The sequence below is a fragment of the Streptomyces cinnamoneus genome, assembly GCF_002939475.1.
Lineage (GTDB): Bacteria > Actinomycetota > Actinomycetes > Streptomycetales > Streptomycetaceae > Streptomyces > Streptomyces cinnamoneus_A.
Map to the genome: position 1 here is coordinate 6058421 of NZ_PKFQ01000001.1, position 21661 is coordinate 6080081.

At 73.7% G+C, this 21661-nt stretch carries 12 protein-coding genes and 2 riboswitches; of the genes, 5 read left to right on the top strand and 7 right to left on the bottom strand.

Annotated features, from left to right (window positions below; translation table 11 throughout):
- Window positions 1–70 precede the first annotated feature (70 nt).
- Genes CYQ11_RS26635 through CYQ11_RS26655 form a run of 5 tightly spaced genes read right to left on the bottom strand, consistent with a single transcriptional unit; the run spans window position 71 to window position 5526 of the window.
- The gene (locus CYQ11_RS26635; RefSeq protein WP_099198203.1) at window positions 71–862 is read right to left on the bottom strand and encodes an enoyl-CoA hydratase; all 792 of its coding nucleotides are present in this window, start codon (window positions 860–862) and stop codon (window positions 71–73) included.
- A complete protein-coding gene (mmsB, locus tag CYQ11_RS26640; RefSeq protein ID WP_099198204.1) occupies window positions 859–1782 on the bottom strand; it encodes a 3-hydroxyisobutyrate dehydrogenase in 924 nt (307 codons plus the stop codon). Before mmsB ends, CYQ11_RS26635 begins: the two co-directional genes overlap by 4 nt.
- On the bottom strand, window positions 1779–2855 hold the full coding sequence (locus CYQ11_RS26645; protein ID WP_099198205.1) for an enoyl-CoA hydratase/isomerase family protein: 1077 nt from the start codon (window positions 2853–2855) through the stop codon (window positions 1779–1781). The genes mmsB and CYQ11_RS26645 overlap by 4 nt, the downstream gene beginning before the upstream one ends.
- Window positions 2852–4021 carry an acyl-CoA dehydrogenase family protein gene (locus CYQ11_RS26650; protein WP_099198388.1) on the bottom strand — a complete coding sequence of 390 codons (1170 nt, stop codon included), beginning with the start codon at window positions 4019–4021 and terminating at the stop codon, window positions 2852–2854. Before CYQ11_RS26650 ends, CYQ11_RS26645 begins: the two co-directional genes overlap by 4 nt.
- 5 nt (window positions 4022–4026) lie before the next feature.
- A complete protein-coding gene (locus tag CYQ11_RS26655; protein WP_099198206.1) occupies window positions 4027–5526 on the bottom strand; it encodes a CoA-acylating methylmalonate-semialdehyde dehydrogenase in 1500 nt (499 codons plus the stop codon).
- Between the two features lie 211 nt (window positions 5527–5737).
- A riboswitch (cobalamin riboswitch) is annotated at window positions 5738–5910 on the bottom strand.
- A 563-nt stretch (window positions 5911–6473) separates the two neighbouring features.
- Window positions 6474–6683, top strand: a riboswitch (cobalamin riboswitch).
- Window positions 6684–6852: 169 nt separating this feature from the next.
- Between CYQ11_RS26655 and metE the strand changes: the two genes are divergently transcribed.
- The 5 genes from metE to CYQ11_RS26680 all read left to right on the top strand — a co-directional run bounded on the left by metE (window position 6853) and on the right by CYQ11_RS26680 (window position 18094).
- Window positions 6853–9177: a 5-methyltetrahydropteroyltriglutamate--homocysteine S-methyltransferase gene (metE, locus tag CYQ11_RS26660; protein WP_099198207.1), complete on the top strand. Its 2325-nt coding sequence runs from the start codon at window positions 6853–6855 to the stop codon at window positions 9175–9177.
- Between the two features lie 374 nt (window positions 9178–9551).
- Window positions 9552–11201, top strand: coding sequence for an APC family permease (locus tag CYQ11_RS26665; RefSeq protein WP_099198208.1), 1650 nt, complete (start codon window positions 9552–9554; stop codon window positions 11199–11201).
- 129 nt (window positions 11202–11330) lie between these two features.
- Window positions 11331–13553: an NADP-dependent isocitrate dehydrogenase gene (locus CYQ11_RS26670; RefSeq protein ID WP_099198209.1), complete on the top strand. Its 2223-nt coding sequence runs from the start codon at window positions 11331–11333 to the stop codon at window positions 13551–13553.
- A gap of 313 nt (window positions 13554–13866) precedes the next feature.
- A complete protein-coding gene (locus CYQ11_RS26675) occupies window positions 13867–15534 on the top strand; it encodes a glycosyltransferase (RefSeq protein WP_099198210.1) in 1668 nt (555 codons plus the stop codon).
- Between the two features lie 121 nt (window positions 15535–15655).
- A complete protein-coding gene (locus CYQ11_RS26680; protein ID WP_240003237.1) occupies window positions 15656–18094 on the top strand; it encodes a tetratricopeptide repeat protein in 2439 nt (812 codons plus the stop codon).
- A 457-nt stretch (window positions 18095–18551) separates the two neighbouring features.
- Here the strand turns inward: CYQ11_RS26680 and CYQ11_RS26685 are convergent, their stop codons facing one another.
- Together CYQ11_RS26685 and CYQ11_RS26690 are read right to left on the bottom strand one after the other, a co-directional pair.
- Complete coding sequence (locus CYQ11_RS26685) at window positions 18552–20366, bottom strand: hypothetical protein (protein ID WP_104651098.1); 1815 nt, start codon at window positions 20364–20366, stop codon at window positions 18552–18554.
- A complete protein-coding gene (locus CYQ11_RS26690; RefSeq protein WP_181143802.1) occupies window positions 20363–20992 on the bottom strand; it encodes a CHAT domain-containing protein in 630 nt (209 codons plus the stop codon). The genes CYQ11_RS26685 and CYQ11_RS26690 overlap by 4 nt, the downstream gene beginning before the upstream one ends.
- Window positions 20993–21661 lie beyond the last annotated feature (669 nt).

Sequence of the window (21661 nt, forward strand, 5' to 3'; positions counted from 1 at the left end):
CCGGCGCGGGCCACGTCGTCGTCCGGGGGGAGGAGGAGCGCCGGCGCGGGCACCGGCACTCCCCGTCCGCCTACCCGTGGGTGAACTCCGGCGGCCGCTTGTCCACGAACGCCGACATGCCCTCCTTCTGGTCCGCCGTCGCGAACACCGCGTGGAACAGCCGGCGTTCGAAGCGCACGCCCTCCGCCAGCGTCGTCTCGAAGGCGCGGTTCACGGCCTCCTTCGCCATCATCGCGACCGGCGCGGACATCCCGGCCACGGTCTCGGCGACCGCGAGGGCCTCGGGGAGCAGCTCGGCCGCCGGCACGATCCTCGACACCAGGCCGGCCCGCTCCGCCTCGGCGGCGTCCATGGTGCGGCCGGTCAGGCACAGCTCCATGGCCTTGGCCTTGCCGACGGCGCGGGTCAGCCGCTGGGAGCCGCCGATGCCCGGGATGACGCCGAGCTTGATCTCCGGCTGGCCGAACACGGCGGTGTCGGCGGCGAGCAGGATGTCGCAGAGCATCGCCAGCTCGCAGCCGCCGCCCAGCGCGTAGCCGGAGACGGCCGCGACCGTGGGCGTCCGCAGCTGCCCCAGCCGGTCCCAGGCGGTGAACCAGTCGCTGAGGTACATGTCCATGTAGCTCCGCGGCCGCATCTCCTTGATGTCGGCGCCGGCGGCGAAGGCCCTCTCTGAGCCGGTGAGGACGACGCAGCCCACGTCCGGGTCGCGGTCGAGCGCCTCGGTGGCGGCGACGACCTCGTTCATGACCTGGAGGTTGAGGGCGTTGAGGGCCTTGGGCCGGTTGAGGGTGACGAGCGCGGTGCGGCCCTTGCGCTCCACGAGGATGGTCTCGTACTCCTGGCCGGTGGTGTCGGTCATGCCGGTGTTCCGTTCTGGTCGGTGGGCCGCCCGGACCGCTGCCGGACGGCCCGTACGATGCCGGAGAAGTCCTGGCCGGCTCCGGTGCCCTCGGCGAACTCGGCGTACATCCGCGCGGCGCGCAGGCCCAGTTCGGCGTCCACGCCGCCCGCGCGGGCCGCGTTCGCCGCGAGCCCGAGGTCCTTCGCCATCAGGGGGGCGGCGAATCCGGGCCGGTAGTCGCGCTCTGCGGGGCTGCCCGGCACCGGGCCGGGCACGGGGCAGTTGACGGTGAGGGCCCAGCACTGGCCGGACGCGGTGGACGCCACGTCGTAGAGGGCCTGGTGGCTCAGGCCGAGGCTCTCGCCGAGGACGAACGCCTCACTGACCGCGATCATCGAGATGCCCAGGATCATGTTGTTGCAGATCTTGGCGGCCTGGCCCGCGCCGGCGTCCCCGCAGTGCACGGCCTTCTTGCCCATGGCGGCCAGCAGGGGTTCGGCCCGGGCGAAGGCGTCCGCGTCCCCGCCCGCCATGAAGGTGAGCGTGGCGGCCTCGGCCCCCACGACCCCGCCGGAGACCGGTGCGTCGAGGGCCCGGTGGCCGGCCGCCCGCGCGGCCTCGTGGGCCGCCCGGGCGTCGGCGACGTCGATGGTGGAGCAGTCGACGAACAAGGTGCCGGGCCGCGCCGCGGCGAGGAGCCCCCCGTCCCGGTAGAGGGCGAGGACGTGCCGGCCGGCGGGCAGCATGGTGACGACCGCGTCCGCGCCGGCGACCGCCTCCACCGCCGACGCGGCCGCCTCGACGCCCGCGTCCGCCGCCGCGGCGAGCAGCTCGGGCACCAGGTCGTAGCCGACGACGCGGTACCCGGCCTTGACGAGGTTGACGGCCATCGGGCCGCCCATGTGGCCGAGCCCGACGAAGCCTATGGTGCCGCTCACCAGGCCACCTCCTGCGGACGGTCGCTCGTGGCGAGGCGGAGCTCGCGCGCGCCGAGCGGTGCGAAGAACCGGGCCACGTCCGCGTCGGTGACCTCGGCGAGCGTGGCGGGGGACCAGCTGGGGGAGCGGTCCTTGTCGATCACCTGTGCCCGGATGCCCTCGACGAGGTCCGGCGAGGTGAGGGCCGCGCAGGAGACGCGGTACTCCTGCTCCAGGACCCGCTCCAGGGGCCCGAGGTCCCGCGCCCGGCGCAGGGCGGCCAGGGTGACCTTCAGCGCGGTGGGCGACTTGGCGAGGAGCGTGGTGGCGGCGTCCTTCGCCGCCGGGACGCCGCTGTCCAGCAGCCGGTCCACGATCGCCTCCACCGTCGCGGCCGCGTAGCAGTGGTCGATCCAGTCCCGGTGGGCGTCCAGTTCGCCCGGCGGTGCCTGGCGGACGTGGCGGGCGAGGACGTCGCGCAGCGGGGCGTGCGCGAGGTCGCCGGTCAGGGCGGGCAGCAGCTCGGAGGGCACGTAGTGGTCCGCGAGGCCGCACAGCAGGGCGTCGGCCGCGCCCACCGCCGTGCCGGTGAGCGCCAGGTGGGTGCCCAGCCCGCCGGGGGCGAGCCCCAGCAGGTAGGTGCCGCCGACATCGGGGACGAAGCCGATGCCGGTCTCGGGCATGGCGACGCGGGAGCGTTCGGTGACGATCCGCACGCTGCCGTGGGCGGAGACGCCGACACCGCCGCCCATCACGATGCCGTCCATGACGGCGACGTACGGCTTGGGGTAGCGGGCGATCAGGGCGTTGAGCCGGTACTCGTCCCGCCAGAAGTCCGCCGAGGCGGACCCGCCGGCCCGCGCGTCCTCGTAGATGGACCGGATGTCCCCGCCGGCGCACAGCCCGCGCTCGCCCGCGCCCGTGACGACCACGGTCTCGACGGCGGGGTCCTTCTGCCAGTCCGTCAGGGCCTCCTCGACGCGGAGGGCCATGGCGTGGTTCAGGGCGTTGAGGGCCTTGGGCCGGTTGAGGGTGATGTATCCCGCGCGTCCCTCGGTGCGCAGGAGCACGTTCTCGTCGTCGGTCGGGGTCATCGCAGGGAGCCCGTCAGTCCGCGGGCCACGATGAGGCGCATGATCTCGTTCGTTCCTTCCAGGATCCGGTGCACCCTCAGATCGCGGACGATCTTCTCGATGCCGTACTCACTGAGGTACCCGTAGCCGCCGTGCAGCTGGAGGGCGCGGTCGGCGACCGCGTAGCCGGTGTCGGTGGCGAACCGCTTGGCCATCGCGCACAGCTGCGCGGCCTGCGGGGCGCCCCGGTCCAGCGCGTCCGCGGCCTGCTGGACCAGCGCCCGGGCCGCCGCCAGTTCGGTCGCCATGTCGGCCAGGGTGAACTGCAGCGCCTGGGCGTCGAGCAGCGGCGCGCCGAACGCCTCACGGTCCGCGAGGTACGCCAGGCTGCGGTGGAGCGCGCTCTGGGCGCCGCCCAGGGAACAGGCGGCGATGCCGAGGCGGCCGCCGTTGAGCCCGTTCATGGCGATGCGGAAGCCGTCGCCCTCGGCGCCGAGCCGGCGCCCGGCCGGGATGCGGACGCCGTCGAGGATCACCTGGCGGGTGGGCTGGGCGTTCCAGCCCATCTTCCGTTCGTCGGGCCCGAAGGACAGGCCGGGGTCGTCACGTTCGACGACGAAGGCCGAGATGCCGCGCGGCCCGGCCTCGCCGGTACGGGCCATCACGATGTAGACCTGGGAGGCGCCCGCGCCGGAGATGAACTGCTTGACGCCGGTGAGGACGTAGTCGTCGCCGTCGCGCACGGCGCGGCTGCGTAAGGCGGCGGCGTCGGAGCCGGCGCCCGGCTCGGTCAGGCAGTAGCTGCCGAGCGCGTCCATCGCGCACAGGGCGGGCAGCCAGCGGGCGCGCTGGGCGTCGTCCCCGTAGTGGTCGATCATCCAGGCGACCATGTTGTGGATGGAGAAGTAGCCGGCGACGGAGGGGCAGCCGGTGGCCAGGCTCTCGAAGATCAGGACGCCGTCGGCGCGGGTCAGGCCGGAGCCGCCGGACTCCTCGCGCACGTAGACGCCGCCGAGGCCGAGGTCCGCGCCCTTGCGCAGGACGTCGACGGGGAAGTGCTTGTCCTGGTCCCAGGCGACGGCGTGGGGGGCGAGGTGCTCCCGGGCGAAGTCCAGCGTGGTCTCGGCGATCGCGAGCTGGTCCTCGGACAGCAGGGTGCCGGCCGTCGGGGCGGTCGTGGTCGTCATCGCCGTCACCGCATCGTCGGGATGGTGAAGCTCGCGCCCTCCTTGGCCCCGGAGGGCCAGCGCGAGGTGACGGTCTTGGTGCGGGTGTAGAAGCGGACGGCGTCCGGGCCGTGCTGGTTGAGGTCGCCGAAGCCGGACCGCTTCCAGCCGCCGAAGGTGTGGTAGGCCACGGGCACGGGGATGGGCACGTTGACCCCGACCATGCCGGTGTTCACCCGGCGGGTGAAGTCCCGGGCGGTGTCCCCGTCCCGGGTGAAGATCGCCACTCCGTTGCCGTACGGGTGCTCGCTCGGCAGCCGCAGGGCCTCCTCGTAGTCGGCGGCCCGGACGACGCTGAGCACCGGCCCGAAGATCTCCTCGCGGTAGATCCGCATGGCGGGCGTGACGTGGTCGAAGAGGGTCGCGCCGGCGAAGAACCCGTTCTCGTGGCCGGGCAGGACGAAACCGCGTCCGTCGACCACGAGTTCGGCGCCCTCGGTGGCGCCGATGCCGACGTAGCGGTGCACGCGGTCGAGGGCGTCGCGGCTCACCAGGGGGCCGAAGTCGGCGTCCGGGTCGTCGGAGCGGCCGATCCGCAGGGTGCCGATGCGCTCCTTGAGCCGGGTGACCAGCGCGTCGGCGGTCTCCTCGCCGACGGGCACGGCCACCGAGATGGCCATGCAGCGTTCGCCCGCCGAGCCGTAGCCGGCGCCGATCAGGGCGTCCACGGCCTGGTCGAGGTCGGCGTCCGGCATTACGATCATGTGGTTCTTGGCGCCGCCGAAGCACTGGGCGCGCTTGCCGTGGGCGGCGGCGGTGGCGTAGACGTGCGCCGCGATCTGGGTGGAGCCGACGAAGCCGACGGCCTGGACCCGGGGGTCCTCCAGCAGGGTGTCGACGGCCTCCTTGCCACCGTTGACGACGTTGAGCACGCCCGGCGGCAGGCCCGCCTCCAGGAAGAGCTCCGCGAGCCGCAGCGGTACGGACGGGTCGCGCTCGGACGGCTTGAGGACGAAGGAGTTCCCGCAGGCGATCGCGGGCGCCGCCTTCCACAGCGGGATCATCGCGGGGAAGTTGAACGGGGTGATCCCCGCGGTGACGCCGAGGGGGGCGCGCAGGGAGTGGACGTCGATGCCGGTGCCGGCGTTGTCGGTGAACTCACCCTTGAGCAGGTGCGGGATGCCGGCGGCGAACTCCACGACCTCCAGGCCCCGCTGGAGGTCGCCGTGCGCGTCGGCGACGGTCTTGCCGTGCTCGGAGGACAGCATCCGGGCCAGCGCGTCCCGTTCGCCCTCCACCAGCTGGAGGAACCGCAGCAGCACCCGGGCGCGGCGCTGCGGGTTCCACTCGCCCCACGCCACCTGCGCCTCCGCGGCGTCGGCGATCGCGGCAGCGGTCTCGTCGCGCCCGGCCAGGGGGACCCTGGCCTGCACGGAACCGGTGTTGGGGTCGTGGACGTCGGCGAAGAGCCCCGACGTTCCGGCCTGGCGCCTGCCGCCGATGAAATGGGTGAGTTCACGGACCATGGAAGCCTGCTCTCGTCGGAGGAGAAGCGGGGACGGGCACGGCCGGCCGGGCGGCGGCACCGGGGTGCGGCCGCGGGGCGGGCCGTGGGACGCGGAGGCCGAAGAGCCGCCGGGGCTCAGGGACGCGAGGGCGTCCGCGCGTGCTCCGCCGGATCACCAGGGTCGTGGGTACGGACCGGTGCCATGCGTGTCTGCTCCATCCTCGTGGGTCAACACGGAAGAACCCGCGGCCGGTATCCTGACTTCCGGGTCGTCGCGCGCCGCCCGCCGTCCCGACATCCCGCTCGTCGGTGGCGTGTCGCCGGCGGCACACTCCCCGGTCACAGTGGCGGGACCGTGCCGGACTCACACCGGCTTCCCCGCACCGCGGACCTTGCTGACGAACATATAGTTGGACGTCCTAGTAAGTACACCCCTGCCCACCCCTGTCCCGTGGAAGCGGCGTTCGCAGCCTTGGCAGGCCGCCCGCGGAAGATTCACAACAGTTGACAGAAGGCCAAGGTTGATGGCACGCGGTGCCACTGCCAGAGTCGTCGTGCGACCGGGGACCACCCGGCGGGCACCGCGAAGCGGCACGGCGCGCCGCGCGCGTCCGCTGGAAGTGCCCTCTTCCTTCGCCGGGTTGGCGGAGGTCGCGGGGTCAGCGGACGTTCGCAGGGTGCCGGACGTCCGGCGGGCGATCGCCGCGCGACACCGGGAGACGGAGCATGGCGCACGCGCAGGCGGCGGCAGCGGAATCCAGCCGTACGGCCGGGGCTGAGGGGCCCCGCCCGTCGCCGGGCCCGAGGGGGCCCGGGCTCGCAGGGGAGCGGGGCGCGGGACGGTGAGGGACCGTTCCGCGCCCCGGCGCACGTCCCGGTGCGGGTCAGGGGGCGCGGGCGCGCCGCGTGACCGGAATGCGAACAGCCCTGTCCCTCCCCGGTGTCGAGCGCCTAGGGTGGCCGGTGCAGCTGGTTCGCCCTGCCCGCCAGGCAGGCGCGTCGCAAGAGGGAACCCGGTGGGAATCCGGGACTGCCCCGCAGCGGTGAGCGGGAACGACCGCCGTCATGAGCACTGGGCCGCCAGGCCTGGGAAGCGACGGCCATTAGGTGCCTGCCCGTCGGCCGAGAGCCGGCGTGCGCCAGGCGTGCCCGCGAGTCCGAAGACCTGCCCGCTGTCCGTGCGCGACCCGGTCGCGCGCGGTCTCCCGGTGACCTCGAGGGCGGGTCGGCGTACAGCACCAGGCGGGAAGCGCGGCGTCGTGCCGTACCCGTCCGGACCGTCGTCCCTTCGCGCCCCCGCCAGGCCTCCGGGTTCCTGGACACGAAGCTCGCGAAGGAGAGTTCCTTGACCAGCACGACCGCAGCCGCGGCAGCCCGTGCCACCGTGTACGGCTACCCCCGGCAGGGCCAGGGCCGTGAACTGAAGAAGGCCGTCGAGGGGTACTGGAAGGGCACCGTCACCGCCGCCGCCCTCCGGGATACCGCCGCCGGGCTGCGCCGCGCCACCTGGCGGCAGCTCGCCGGGGCCGGCGTCCACGAGGTGCCCACCGGCGACTTCTCGTACTACGACCACGTCCTGGACACCAGCGTGATGGTCGGCGCGGTCCCCGCCCGGCACCGCGCCGCCGTCGAAGCCGACGCCCTGGACGGCTACTTCGCGATGGCGCGGGGCACCCAGGAGGTGGCGCCCCTGGAGATGACCAAGTGGTTCGACACCAACTACCATTACCTGGTCCCCGAACTCGGCCCCGACACCGTCTTCACCGCCGACTCCGCCAAGCAGGTCGGCGAGCTCGGGGAAGCCCTCGCGCTGGGCCTGGCCGCCCGGCCCGTCCTCGTCGGACCGGTCACCTACCTCCTGCTGGCCAAGCCCGCGCCCGGCGTGGCCGAGGGCTTCGAGCCGCTGACCCTCCTCGACCGGCTGCTGCCGGTGTACGCCGAGGTGCTGGCCGACCTGCGGGCCGCCGGCGCGGAGTGGGTGCAGCTCGACGAGCCCGCCCTGGTCCAGGACCGCACCCCGGCGGAGCTGAACGCCGCCGCCCGCGCCTACCGCGACCTGGGCCGCCTCACCGACCGGCCCAAGCTGCTCGTCGCCTCCTACTTCGACCGCCTCGGTGAGGCCCTGCCGGTCCTGGCCAAGGCCCCCGTCGACGGCCTCGCCCTCGACTTCACCCGCGCGGCCGCCGCCAACCTGGCCGCCCTCGCGGCCGTCGGCGGACTCCCGGGCAAACGCCTGGTCGCGGGCGTGGTCGACGGCCGCAACGTGTGGATCGACGACTTCGAGCAGTCCCTGTCGATCCTGGGCACCCTCCTCGGCCTCGCCGACCGCGTCGACGTGGCCGCCTCCTGCTCGCTGCTGCACGTCCCGCTGGACGCCACCGCCGAGCGGGACCTGGACCCGCAGGTCGCCCGCTGGCTCGCCTTCGCCCGCCAGAAGACGACCGAGGTCGTGACCCTCGCCAGGGGACTGGCCCAGGGCACCGACACCATCGCCGCGGAACTCGCCGCCAACCGCGCCGACCTGGCCTCCCGGGCCGGCTCGGCCCTCACCCGCGACCCGGCCGTCCGCGCCCGGGCCGCCGCCGTCACCGCCGCCGACGCACGCCGCTCGCAGCCCTACCCAGAGCGCACCGCCGCCCAGCGCGCCCACCTGGGACTGCCGCCGCTGCCCACCACGACCATCGGCTCCTTCCCGCAGACCGGCGAACTGCGCGCCGCGCGGGCCGGCCTGCGCGCCGGACGCCTCGACGAGGCCGCGTACGAGCAGCGCGTCGAGGCCGAGATCCGCGAGGTCGTGGCCTTCCAGGAAAAGGCCGGCATCGACGTCCTGGTGCACGGCGAGCCCGAACGCAACGACATGGTCCAGTACTTCGCCGAGCAGCTCACCGGCTACCTCGCCACCCAGCACGGCTGGGTCCAGTCCTACGGCACCCGCTACGTCCGCCCGCCGATCCTCGCCGGGGACGTCTCCCGCCCCGAGCCGATGACGCTCCGCTGGACGCGCTACGCCCAGTCGCTCACGCGGCGCCCCGTCAAAGGCATGCTCACCGGGCCCGTCACCATGCTCGCCTGGTCCTTCGTCCGCGACGACCAGCCGCTCGCCGACACCGCCCGCCAGGTCGCCCTCGCCCTGCGCGACGAGGTGGACGACCTGGAGGCGGCCGGCACCGCGGTGATCCAGGTCGACGAGCCCGCCCTGCGCGAGACGCTGCCGCTGCGGGAGGCCGACCGCCCGGCCTACCTGGCCTGGGCCACCGAGGCGTTCCGCCTGGCCACCGCGGGCGTCCGGCCGGACACCCAGATCCACACCCACATGTGCTACGCCGAGTTCGGCGACATCCTCACCGCCATCGACGACCTCGACGCCGACGTCGTCAGCCTGGAGGCCGCCCGCTCCCACATGCAGGTGGCCGGCGAGCTCGCCGGCGCCGGATACCCGCGCGAGGTCGGGCCCGGCGTCTACGACATCCACTCGCCACGCGTCCCCGATGCGCGGGAGGCCGCGTCCCTCCTGCGCACCGGCCTGAAGGCCATCCCGGCCGAACGGCTGTGGGTCAACCCCGACTGCGGCCTGAAGACCCGCGCCTGGCCCGAGGTGCGGGCCTCGCTGGAGAACCTGGTCGCGGCCGCCCGCGAGGTGAGGGGGGAACTGCCCGGCGCCACCTCCTGAGGGCCGTGCGGCCGGGCGGGCACACCGGCTGCCCGGCCGGCCGCACCCCCGGCCCACCCCCACGCGGTGGGAGAAGGGCCGGCGTTCGTGATCAAATTGCCGTCCGGGGACAGCCGGTGCCGCCCGGTGTGCCCACGGCGGCGATTGGAGCCGTTTCCGCTGGTTGACGTAGTATGTCCCGCGTCGCTCTTGCGTTCGTGACGCGAGGCCGGTACGCGGGGCGGGCTCCGGCCCGGGGGTTGATTTTCGTTCGGCCCGGCAGACGGGTGTCGCCGTGCGACGCCGCGAGCCGGCGGTCCCGGCTCGGCAGCCGGGCGACCGACGAGGCGCACAGACGCTTCCAGCCAGTTCCCAGGCAGAACGGAAAGCACATCGTGGATGTCGGCGCGGCCAACCGGAAGGGCCTCAGCCTCTTCGCCCTGATCATGATCGGGCTGGGTTCCATCTTCGGCTCCGGCTGGCTCTTCGGAGCCGGCCAGGCGGCCCGGGTCGCCGGCCCCGCCTCCCTGGTCGCCTGGGTGATCGGCGCCGTCTTCATCGGCATGATCGCCATGTCGTACGCCGAGGCCGGGGCCGCCTACCCGCTGCCGGGCGCCATGGCCCGCTTCGGCTCCCTCTCGCACGGGCCGGTCCTCGGCTTCGTCACAGGATGGGCCGTCTGGATCGCCACGGCCTCCCTGATCCCGATCGAGGCCATCGCGGGCACCCAGTACATGTCCTCCTGGAACTTCGGCTGGGCCCGCGGACTGGTCACCGACGGCAGCCTCAGCGGCACCGGCCTGGCGACGGCCCTCTTCCTGACGTGCGCCCTGTGGCTGGCCTGCTACTGGTCCGTCGCCCTGCTGGCGCGGGCGAACAACCTGCTGACCCTCGTCAAGTTCGCCATCCCGGTCCTCGCCGTCGCCGCGCTCATCGCCTCCGGCTTCCACACCGGCAACTTCACCGACCACGGCGGCTTCGCCCCGAACGGCTGGTCCGCCGTCCTCACCGCGGTCTCCGCCTCCGGCGTCGTCTTCGCCTTCAACGGCTTCCAGGCCGTCGTCAACCTCGGCGGCGCCGCCAAGGACCCCGGCCGCGCCATCCCGCGCGCCCTCGTCGGCGCGCTGTCCCTGGGCCTGCTCATCTACCTCGCCCTCCAGGTCGCCTTCCTCGGCGCCGTACCGCCGGAGCGGCTCACCGAGGCCGGCGGCTGGAACGGCATCGATTTCGCCTCGCCCTTCGCCGACCTCGCCAAGCTGCTGATGCTGCACTGGGTCGTCACCATGCTCCAGTTCGGCGCCTTCATCTCGCCGAACGGCGCCAACATCGGCAACGTCGCCTCCGCCGCCTACCTGGCGCAGAACCTCGCCGAGACCGGCTTCTTCCCCAAGAAGATCGCCGAGGTGCACCCCCGCTACGGCGTCGCCCGCCCCGCCATGTGGCTCAACCTGGGCTTCTCCGTGCTGCTGCTCCTGACCATCGGGCACAGCTGGGAGGCGCTGGCCAGCGTCGTCTCCGCCGCCATGGTCGTCTCCTACCTCATGGGCCCCATCGCCGTCGGCGTCTTCCGCCGGACCAAGCCGGACCTGCCCCGGCCGTTCCGCCTCCCCGCCGCCACCGTGCTCTGCCCCCTGACCTTCGCCTTCGCCGCCTGCGCCCTCTACTGGTCGAAGTGGCCCAACACCGGCAAGGTCGCCCTGCTGACGCTGGTCTCCGTGCCCGTCGCCGCGGTGGTGCTGCGCCGCCGGGGCGAGAAGAGCCTGCGCCGGCAGTTCGCGCCCGCCTGGTGGATGGTGGCGTTCCTGATGTGGATGGCCCTGCTGTCCGCACTCGGCAGCACGGAGTTCGGCGGTCACGGCGTGATCCCCGGCGGCGTGGACACCGCGCTGGTCGCCCTGTCGTCCCTGGGCTTCTACTTCTGGGCCGTACGCGCCGGGGTCCGGGCCCACGAGGCGGGGCTGCCCGGCCCCGACCCCGTGCTGGGCGCCACCGGGACGGCCGTCCCCGCGCCCCGCAGCCCCGAACCGGTCGCCGCCGTCTCCTGACCCCGCCGGATCCCGTCCCGGCCGGCCGTCGGCCCCGCCGGGGCGGGCCCCTGTCGAACACCGGCCGATCACGAGATATCTTGATGTCGAGCAATGTTGCAGACGTGGAGACGTGGAGCGGAGCACCCGGTGACTGATTCGACCATCATCTATACGCACACCGACGAGGCGCCGGCGCTGGCGACCCACTCGTTCCTGCCCGTCGTCAAGGCGTACGCCGGGGCGGCCGGTGTCGCCGTGGAGACCCGCGACATCTCCCTGGCCGGCCGGATCATCGCCAGCTTCCCCGAGTACCTCGAGGAGGGCCAGCGCATCGCCGACGCCCTCGCCGAGCTCGGCGAGCTGGCCAAGACGCCCGGCGCCAACATCATCAAGCTGCCCAACATCTCGGCCTCGATCCCGCAGCTGAAGGCCGCCGTCGCCGAGCTGCAGAAGCAGGGCTACGCGCTGCCGGACTACCCGGACGACCCCCGCACCGACGAGGAGCGCGAGGTCCGCGCCCGCTACGACAAGATCAAGGGCAGCGCCGTCAACCCGGTCCTGCGCGAGGGCAACTCCGACCGCCGCGCCCCCGCGTCGGTCAAGAACTACGCCAAGACGCACCCGCACCGCATGGGCGCGTGGACGGCCGACTCGAAGACGAACGTCGCCACCATGGGCGTCGACGACTTCCGTTCCACCGAGAAGTCCGCCGTCATCACCGAGGCCGGCAGCCTGCGCATCGAGCTGGTGGGCGACGACGGCTCCACCACCGTCCTGCGCGAGTCCGTGCCCGTCCAGGCCGGCGAGGTCGTGGACGCGTCCGTCATGCGCGTCGCCGCGCTGCGCGAGTTCCTGACCGCGCAGATCGCCCGCGCCAAGGCCGAGGGCGTGCTGTTCTCCGTGCACCTCAAGGCCACGATGATGAAGGTCTCCGACCCGATCGTCTTCGGCCACGTGGTCCGCGCCTTCTTCCCGAAGACGTTCGCGAAGTACGGCGAGGTGCTGATCGCCGCCGGCCTGACCCCGAACGACGGTCTCGGCGGCATCTTCAAGGGCCTGGAGACCCTGCCCCACCTGGGCGAGGAGATCAGGGCGTCCTTCGACGCCGAGCTCGCCGAGGGCCCGGCGCTGGCGATGGTCGACTCCGACAAGGGCATCACCAACCTGCACGTCCCGAGCGACGTCATCGTCGACGCCTCCATGCCGGCCATGATCCGCACCTCCGGCCACATGTGGGGCCCGGACGGCCAGGAGGCCGACACCCTCGCCGTCCTCCCGGACAGCAGCTACGCCGGCGTCTACCAGGCCGTCATCGACGACTGCCGCGCCCACGGCGCCTACGACCCGTCCACCATGGGCTCGGTCCCGAACGTCGGCCTCATGGCGCAGAAGGCCGAGGAGTACGGCAGCCACGACAAGACCTTCGAGATCCCGGTCACCGGCACCGTCCGCCTGGTCGACCAGGCCGGCGACGTCGTCATCGAGCAGACCGTCTCGGCCGGCGACATCTTCCGCGCCTGCCAGACCAAGGACGCGCCGATCAAGGACTGGGTCAAGCTGGCCGTCACCCGCGCCCGCGCCACCGGCGCCCCGGCCGTCTTCTGGCTGGACGAGACCCGTGCCCACGACGCGCAGCTGATCGAGAAGGTCAAGGCGTACCTGCCGGAGCACGACACCGAGGGCCTGGACATCCGCATCCTGGCCCCCGTCGAGGCGACGAAGCTGTCGGTCGAGCGCATCCGGCGCGGCGAGAACACCATCTCCGTCACCGGCAACGTCCTCCGTGACTACCTGACCGACCTCTTCCCGATCCTCGAGCTCGGCACGAGCGCCAAGATGCTCTCCGTCGTCCCGCTGATGAACGGCGGCGGCCTCTTCGAGACCGGCGCCGGCGGCTCCGCGCCCAAGCACGTCCAGCAGCTGGTCAAGGAGAACTACCTGCGCTGGGACTCGCTGGGCGAGTTCTTCGCGCTGGTGCCGTCCTTCGAGCACTACGCGAAGACCACGGGCAACGCCCGCGCCCAGGTGCTCGCCGACACCCTCGACCGCGCGACCGCCACGTTCCTCAACGAGGACAAGTCGCCCAGCCGTCGCCTCGGTGGCATCGACAACCGCGGCAGCCACTTCTACCTGGCCATGTACTGGGCCCAGGAGCTGGCGCAGCAGACCGACGACGCCGAGCTCGCCAAGGCGTTCGCCCCCCTCGCCGCGACGCTGGCCGAGAACGAGCAGGCGATCGTCGAGGAGCTCATCGCGGTGCAGGGCTCGCCGGCCGACATCGGCGGCTACTACCAGCCCGACGTGACCAAGGCGGCGGCCGTCATGCGCCCGTCGGCCACCCTCAACGAGGCTCTCGCGATCCTGGGCTGACGCCCCGCGCGGCGGGGGCCGACGCCCCCGCCCACTCACCGCGACCACTCCGCCCCGGTCGGCATCTCGCCGACCGGGGCGGTGGTGTTTTCCGCCTGGGACGGTGACGGATGGTCCCGGCTCTTGACGTCCCCTTGAGTAGAAGTGCCCCTTTTTGCTGCCGAAATGGGCCATTCCAGGCTGTGAACTGGCCAAGGTGATCAATCGCGCCGCTGGTGGAGGGGAAATGGATCAGCCTGTGCGACGGGAAGGGGAGTCGCGCGAGTGAAGGCTTGAGGGGCTTCCCACCGCTTTCTCGGGGGAAGGTCTGCTCATGCTGAAGTCGTCGCCGTACGTGCGTCGTTGGGCCCTTGTCGTCGCGGTGGTGTCGGTGACGGCGGCCGTGGCGCAGCAACTCCTCATCATCGCCGGCTTCGGCGGGTGGTTACCGGGGTGGCAGCCGTGGCCCTGTCTGCTCCTGGCGGTTCCCTCCTTCCTCATCGCCCTCCGGAGCGGGGCGACGGTCGCCTGCCCGGCGCCGCTCCTGAAAGGCGCCGAGGTCATCCGGCGCGTTCCCGTCGGGGTGTGCGTCCTCGGTGTCCTCGTCCTCACCGCCTTCGTGTGGGCCTCCCTTCAGGAACACGAGCCGCACTTCGGCCATGAAGAGGCGGTCTATGCGAACAAGGCCCGCTCGTGGCTGGAGGGGACGCCGGACGCCGGGTGGGGCCTCTACCGGCCCGTCGGGCTGCCGGCTCTGGGGTACGTCGCCCTGACCGTGCACAACAGCGTCGGCACGCTCCGGGTCGTGGCCCTGTGCGTGGTCCTCTTCACCCTGACCGTCACCTATGTCGTCGCCGCCCGCTGGACGACCCCGAGACGGGCGGTCGTGGTGACGCTGCTCCTGCTCGGCGGGCTCGGGTTCCTTCGCCGCGTGCCCGAGTTCCTGAACGACATCGGCAGTACGGGCCTCCTGCTGATGGTGGTGTTCCTCGTCGCCCTCGCCCAGGAGAAGCCTCGTTCCCGGGCCGTGCTGGGGCTCCCCTTCGTCATCGTTCCGGCCTTCTACTTCCGGTACGGCGTCGTGGGAAACCTGCTGGCCGTTTTCCTGGCGGCCCTCGTGGCGTACGGGCCCCGGGCCTGGGCGGCGCAGTGGCGCCGACTGCTCTGGGCCGTCCTGCTCGTCGCACTCGGGCTGGTTCCCCACCTCGTCCACGCGGTGCGCGCGACGGGTTCGCCCCTGGGCGTGATGACGCGGGCCACCTCCCAGGCCAACCGCGCGTTCTTCGGCGACGGGCTGCTGTACTACGCCGCCACGTTTCCCTACCGCCTCGCCGGTGACCTCGGCGCCGTCGTCATGGTCGCCGGGATTCTCGCGCTGGTCGCCGCTGTGCGGCGCGTCCGCTCAGCCGGGCCCTCAACGATCGAGAGAAGCGAAGACCGCAGACGGGTCTTCCTCGGTCTCACCGCCCTCTTCATGTTCGTCGTCCTGGGATGCACCTCCCATGGCGAACCGCGGTTCGTGTACGTCCCCGTCGTGCTCCTGACCGTGCTCGGCGTGCAGAACCTGGCGGAGCGGTCCGGCCGTTGGTCCGCCCAGACGCTGACCGCTGTCGGCGTTCTCGCGTCGCTGTCCGTCCTGGTCACCGCGCAAGTGGTCGGCCACGGGGCGATGCGGGGGCCCAGCCGGCTGTCCGAGTCCACCGTTCCCGTGGCGCGGAGCCTGACCTCGGACCGGCCCTGCCTCGTCGTTTCCGGCTACGAACCGGAGATGGGCTGGTACTCGGGTTGTGATGCCGTCACCTACGCCCAGTACGAAGAACGCGCGGTGCCCCCCGACATGCGTGTCACCCTCGTGCTCTTCGAACGCGGACGCCTGCAACCAGGGCCGACTGCCGTGAAGGAGCTGGTGGGCGACCGAGAGGTCACGACGTCCGTGAGGGACACGGACGGCTCTCTCGGAACGGCACGGGCCATCACCTTCCGGGAAGGCCGTCGGCCGTAGTCCCGTTCTTCGCCTCCGCCGCCAACCGGCCCTTCCACCGGCGATCTCCCCGATATCGTTGCCGGGACTACGACTTCAGGGGTGGGTAGTGGATCCGTTCGTGACGGCGGTGGTTTCGGCCATGGGGACTGTCACCTCGGGGGCCCTGTCCGGGGCCGGCGGGGAGATGGGGCGGCGGAGTTCCGAGGCGCTGTTCGGCCTCTTGCGGCGGGCGCAGCGTGACGGGGGCGGCAGCGGCGAGGACCGTTCCCCCGGTGACCCTGGTGACCGTGGCGACTCCGGTGACCCTGGTGACTCCGGTGACCAGGGCGGCTCGCCCAGCCTGCCCGTCACCGAGGAGGAGCGGCGCGTGCTGGCCGACAGGCTGGCGGACTGCGCCCGCCGTTCGCCCGAGTTCGCGCGGGACGTCATGCGGTGGGCGCGCGAGAGCGAATGGCTGGCACCCCGTGTCGTACCCGCCGTCGCCCAGGGCGCCTCGCGCCCCCGCATGCTGCCGCCCGTGACCGCCGCCTTCACCGACCGCGACGCCGTACTCGAAGAGATCCAGCAGATGCTCGACGAGGAGGAGCGGCCCGCAGGCTCGCCCGCCGTCGTCGTCCTCGTCGGCCCGGGCGGCATCGGCAAGAGCGCCACCGCCGTGCACTGCGCCCACGCTCTCGAAGAACGTTTCCCCGACGGCCAGTTGCACGTGAACCTGGCGGGCGCCGCGGTGTCGACGGCGCTGGCGCCGTCCGAGGTGCTCGCCCGCTTCCTGGACCGCCTCGGGGTCGCGCCCCGCAGGATGCCGGCCGACGAGCGGCTACGGGAGGAGCTGTACCGGGACTGCACGGCGGACCGGCGCATGGTCGTCGTCCTGGACGACGCCGCCTCCGCGTCCCAGGTCAGACCGCTGCTGCCCGCTGCCGCCGGCGCTCTGGTCATCGTCACCAGCCGGCGCCGGCTCGACGGGCTCGTGGCCGGCACCGGGGCCCGCCACATCGTGCTGCCGCCGCTCTCGCCGGCCGACTCGGTGCGTTTGCTGGGCCGCATCGTCGGCCGTGGCCGGATGGCCGGCAGGGAGGCCGGCGCCCGGGCGGTGGCGGCACGATGCGGCGGCATTCCCCTCGCGCTGTGCGCCGCGGGCGCCAGTGTCGCCGTACGGGAGCACCTCACCTTCGACGCCGTGGACCGGCGGCTGTCCGCGGCGGAGTACGGTCCGGACGAGGAGGCACCCGCGGTGAACGGCGGCGACCCGGCGGACCCGGTACGACGGGTCAACGACGTCACGTACGCGGAACTGAGCCCCCGCAGCGCACTGCTGTACCGGATGGCGGGGGCGTGGGCCTGGCCCAGCGTCACCGTGGCCGTCGCGGCGAAGGCCGCCGGCATCGGCGAGGACGAGGCGCGGGCGTCCCTGGAGGAACTGGCGGAGGTCCACCTCATCGAGGAGGTCGGCGAGGAACGGTACCGCTTCCACGACCTCGTGCGCCTGCACGCCAGGGAGCGCGCCGAAGCGGAGGACGGCCATACGGCCGTCGCGGCCTCCGTACGCCGGGTGGCCGGCTGGTACCTGGGCTTCGCCGCGGCCGCCGACCTCCGCGTCGTTCCGGCACGCTGGCACCTGGGCCCCGCCTACCTGCGACTGGCCCCGCCGGCGGAGCGCGGCCCCGAGGACGGCCGCGCCGCCCTCGCCGCACTGCGCCACGAGCGGGAGAACCTCGCCGCGGCGGTCCGCGCCGCCGCGCACCACGGCTTCGACGAACTCGTATGGCAGCTCTGCGAGGCCATGTGGGGCCTGCACCTGCGCCTCGGCTTCCACGAACAGTGGGTGGAGAGCCACCTGCTGGGAGCCGACGCCGCGCGCCGCTGCGCCGAGCAGTTCGGCGACCCGCGGGCGGAGGGCAGGATGCTGGTCCAGCTCGCCTTCGCCCACATGGGGCTCGGCCGCCTCGACGAGGCCGAGGAAGCCCTGGCCGCCGCCGCCGTCACGGACGAACGGGCGGGGCACCACCGCGGCCGGGCGACCGCCGTCGAGGTCCTCGGACTGCTGCGCCTGCGCCAGTGGCGGTACGCGGAGGCGGAGGAACGCTTCACCGAGGCCCAGCGGATCCTGGCACGTGTCCGCCCGGGTGAGGACGGGTGGGAGGACGTGCCGCGGGCCCTGGCGATCCTGGAGCACCACATCGGCCGCGCCCTGCGCGGCCAGGGGCTCCTCGCCGACGCCACGCGCCGGCTCCTCGACGCCCTCGCGCGCTTCCGAGCCCTCGACGTGCCCGACCTCTACAACGAGGGACGCGTGTACATGAGCCTGGGCGAGACGCACCTGGACGCCGGCGAGCCGCGGCTCGCCCGGGTCTGCCTCGACAGGGCCGTCTCCACCATGGGCGACGAAGGAGCCGCACTCCAGCTCGCCGACGCCGCCGAACTGCGGGCCCGCTGCGCCCGGGACCTGGCCGAGCCCGCCGAGGAGGCCGCCGCCCTGCGGACGGCGGAGGGCCTGTACGACACGGCCGGTGACCACGAGTCCCTGGCCCGGGTCCGGGCCCGTCTGACGGAGCTGGGCGAGGGGGGCGACCGGTAGCCGGGGGCCGCCGGTTAGGGGGTGTCCGATGGGTCGGCACGGGCCCTGCGCCTCCCCCGGCTACCGCCGGGGGAGGCGCCCCCGGGCACGGCACCTCGCCGCGTTGTCGCAGCAGCCGAGGACGCCCGGTCCGAGGCGGACGCTCCGCCCTGTGAACCCTCCCCGGCTACCGCTGGGAGGTGCCCCAGCATCGGACACCGCGGGACTGGCACCGACCCATCGGACGCCCCTTAGGTCGTGTCCGCGAAGCAGCGCCGTGCGCCCGTAGGGCGTGGCCCGGGGCGCCTGGTGCTGGGGCACCTCCCAGCGGTAGCGGGGGGAGCTCGCGAGGCGGAGGGGTGTCCTCGTACCGGGCGTATTGGGGCGCTCCCGACAACGCAGGGAGCGCGCGTGCTGGGGGCACCTCCCAGCGGTAGCTGGGGGAGCCCCGGGTCAGGCGGGACTTCGCGGACGCCCCCTAGCCCATCCTCCGCACGGCCACGTGGTGCCGGACTCCGCCCGTGAGTACGACGATTCCCGGCGCCGCCTCGTCGAGGGACTTGCCGCCGCCGAGCCAGGCGTGGAGCGCCGACGCGTAGGCGGCCGGGTCGCACAGGTCGGCCCTGCCGTCCCCGTCCGGGCCCGCCGTCAGGCGCACCAGGTCGCCCTCCCGGGTCCGTACGGCGCAGCGGTCCGGCCCGTCCACGTAGGCGGCGAGGGCGCAGTGGCGGTGGCGGGCCAGGACCTCCGAGGTCCAGGTGCCGGGAGGCCCGACCCTCGGGTCGTCCCCGGCCGCGTAGCGCACGATCACGTCGGCGACGGCGAGGCGGCCGGGGTCGCGGGTGTCCTCGTGCACGGCCGTGTGGGCGGCGTCCGCGTCGGCGTCCTCCGGCTCGTGATCGGCGTCGGTGTAGCGGGTGACGGCGATCTCCGGCGGGTCGGCGCTGAGCAGCCGGGTCAGCACGCGCACAGGCGCGGTGCGTTCGGCGGGCTCGTACGCCGGCAGCGGCAGCCGGTCCAGGAGGGCCGGCCGGTCGCCCGGTTCCGGGATGCCGATGAGGTCGTAGAACAGGCGGCGCAGCAGCGCGGCCGACTGGCCCGGCGACGAACTCGTCTGGGCGGCCAGCGCGGCGTAACGGGCTGGGTCGTGGGTCCTGACGGCGCGGTCGATCTGGGTGCGCAGGCTGCCGGACGGCCGCAGTCTCGGCGCCGCCCGGCCGAGGGCTGCGACGGGCGAGTGCGGGTCGAGGTCGGCTTCGGGGAAGGCGCCGAGGAGAACGGGCGTGCCGATGGACGCGGCGTAATAGGTGACGCTGCTGTGGTCGCCCAGGACGCAGTCCGCCGCTATCAGCGCCTGCCGCCAGCCTTCGAGCGGGGATATCAGGGTGAGACCGGCGCGTCGGGCGCGGTCCAGCCAGGCGCGGATGCGGCCGGGGCCGTGGCCGTGCCAGATGTTGGGGTGCAGGACGGCCACCGCGCGGTACTCGTCGGCGGGCAGCTCGGCCGCGAGGCGGGGCAGCAGCCAGGGCAGCAGGTCGTGGCCGCCGGGTTCCCCGTCGCCGAAGAGGGACCGCGGCGACCATGTCGAGCTCACCACGACCAGCCGCTGGCCCGGCGTCACACCGAGGGCGCGCCGGAAGCGTTCGCGCCGGGGGAGTGCTTCGAGGACGCGGTCGTAGCAGGGGTCACCGGCCAGTACGGCCGTGGGCGCCGCTTCGGGACACCCGGCGACGAGGCGGTCGAGCTGTTCCGGGTGCGAGAGGACCGTGGCGGCCGCGAGAGGGCGCCCGTCCCGCAGGAGCCAGTCGGGCGACAGGCCGAAGACCGGATCCGGTGTCCGGTGTCCGGTGTCCGGTGTCCGGTGTCCGGTGTCCGGTGTCCGGTGTCCGGTGTCCGGTGTCCGGTGTCCGGTGTCCGGTGTCGCGAGCCTTTTATTGTAGCCAACGCCATGGGACAGTACGACCAACTTCCCCTGAAGCAGGTCGAGTTCTCCACCGTAGCTCGCCGAGACCGCCAAGTCGAAGGTCGTCTCCTTCGCCTGCTCCCAGGGCAGGACCGGCAGTCCTGTCGCCGCCAGCAGCTCGGGCACGCCGGCCAGGAAGGGGGACGAGCCCGTGCACGTGACGAACAGCTGCACCCGCAGGTCGTCGTCGAACAGCGGGAGCACGTCCAACAGCCGGGTGGCGGACGTGACGTTGTGCACGACGAGGAGGACACGGCGACAGGCCGCGCGGGTGACCCACCGCCCGGCGTCCGCGCCGACCGGAACCCTCAGCCGCACTGTGCCCGTCACCCTCGCGCATCCCCTCGCCGCCCCGTGAACAATGCCGCGCGCGATGCTATCGGTTCGCCCCGCCGGGGCAGCCGCCGCTCGTTCCGCACCCTCAGGGCCCCGCGTGGACGCGGCGGGCCCGGAGGCTGGGCGTCGCGGGGTAGTCCGCCCTGACGCCGCGCACCGCACCGCGGGGCCCACGCCGTACGGCTCACGTCGAGCGCCCCGTCCCGGGTGCGGAGCGTCTCGTCCACGCCCCGGGCGATACGGGCACCCACCACGTCGTCGACGTGCCACAGCGAACCGGTGGCGTGCGGGAAGCGCGGCCAGCTGAAGGGCGCTGACGAGGTGTACGGACTCGTCGGCGAGGTTCGGCTGGTGCGCAGGGTGTCGCAGGCGGACAGGTAGGCCGGGCGCGCTTCCGGGAGCCGCAGCCGGGACCGGTCGCGGACGGTGGGCCGTTCCTCCGCCGGGCCGTGCAGGACGAGCCGGCCCGGCGAGGACCGGTGCGCGTCGGTGACGGCGTGACAGGCGAAGTGCGCGTACGCGTGCTCGCGCAGCCGCGCGTCGACCACCGCCCGGGTGGCCTCGGCGCCGTCCAGGACCGCGGTGCCATGGAGAGCCCCCGGTCCGCTGGGGCGCGACACCGCCAACCGGATGCCGGGGCTGTTCCGGCAGGGCGACTGACCGGGGCGGGCCGACCCCCGCACCTCCCTGTGCCCGGCCCGGCGCCGGTCGCCGGGGCCGGGACCAGGCACTTTCGCGGGACGCGGCCGCCGCGAGGCCCCGGCCGCGGCGGCGGTGACAGCCTGCCCCGCCGCCCCGGGCTCCCCGGACGCCGGCCGCGCTGTCCCTCGAACGGGTGGGTCCGCCGACTTCCGGCCGTCGCCCCGGGATGACGGGGCGGGCCACCGCGGGCATCATGCGACTCATGGAACTGGAACCTGACGAACTCTCCGAGGACGAGATCAACGATCTCCTCGACGACGATCGCGAGGCCGGTTGGGACGACGAGGGGTACGACCCGGACTGGTGAACGCCGCCGCGCCGGGCGACGCGTCCGCACGTCCGGGCGGGGCGCACGGCCGCGAGGCCCAGGCGCGCCGGCGCCTGGGACGCCGCGTGGCGCGCGGCGTAGCCCGTTGCGCCGACCACCCCCAGGCGGCGGCCGGACGGGGCAGGCCCTGCCCGGCGGCGCCGGCGGGCCAGCGCCGCGGACCCGCCGGACCATGACGGTCCTGCGCCCGGGTTCCTCGTGCGCGTCGCCCGCTCCCGCGTGGGCACGTCCGGTCCGCGACCGTGCACGTCACCCATCC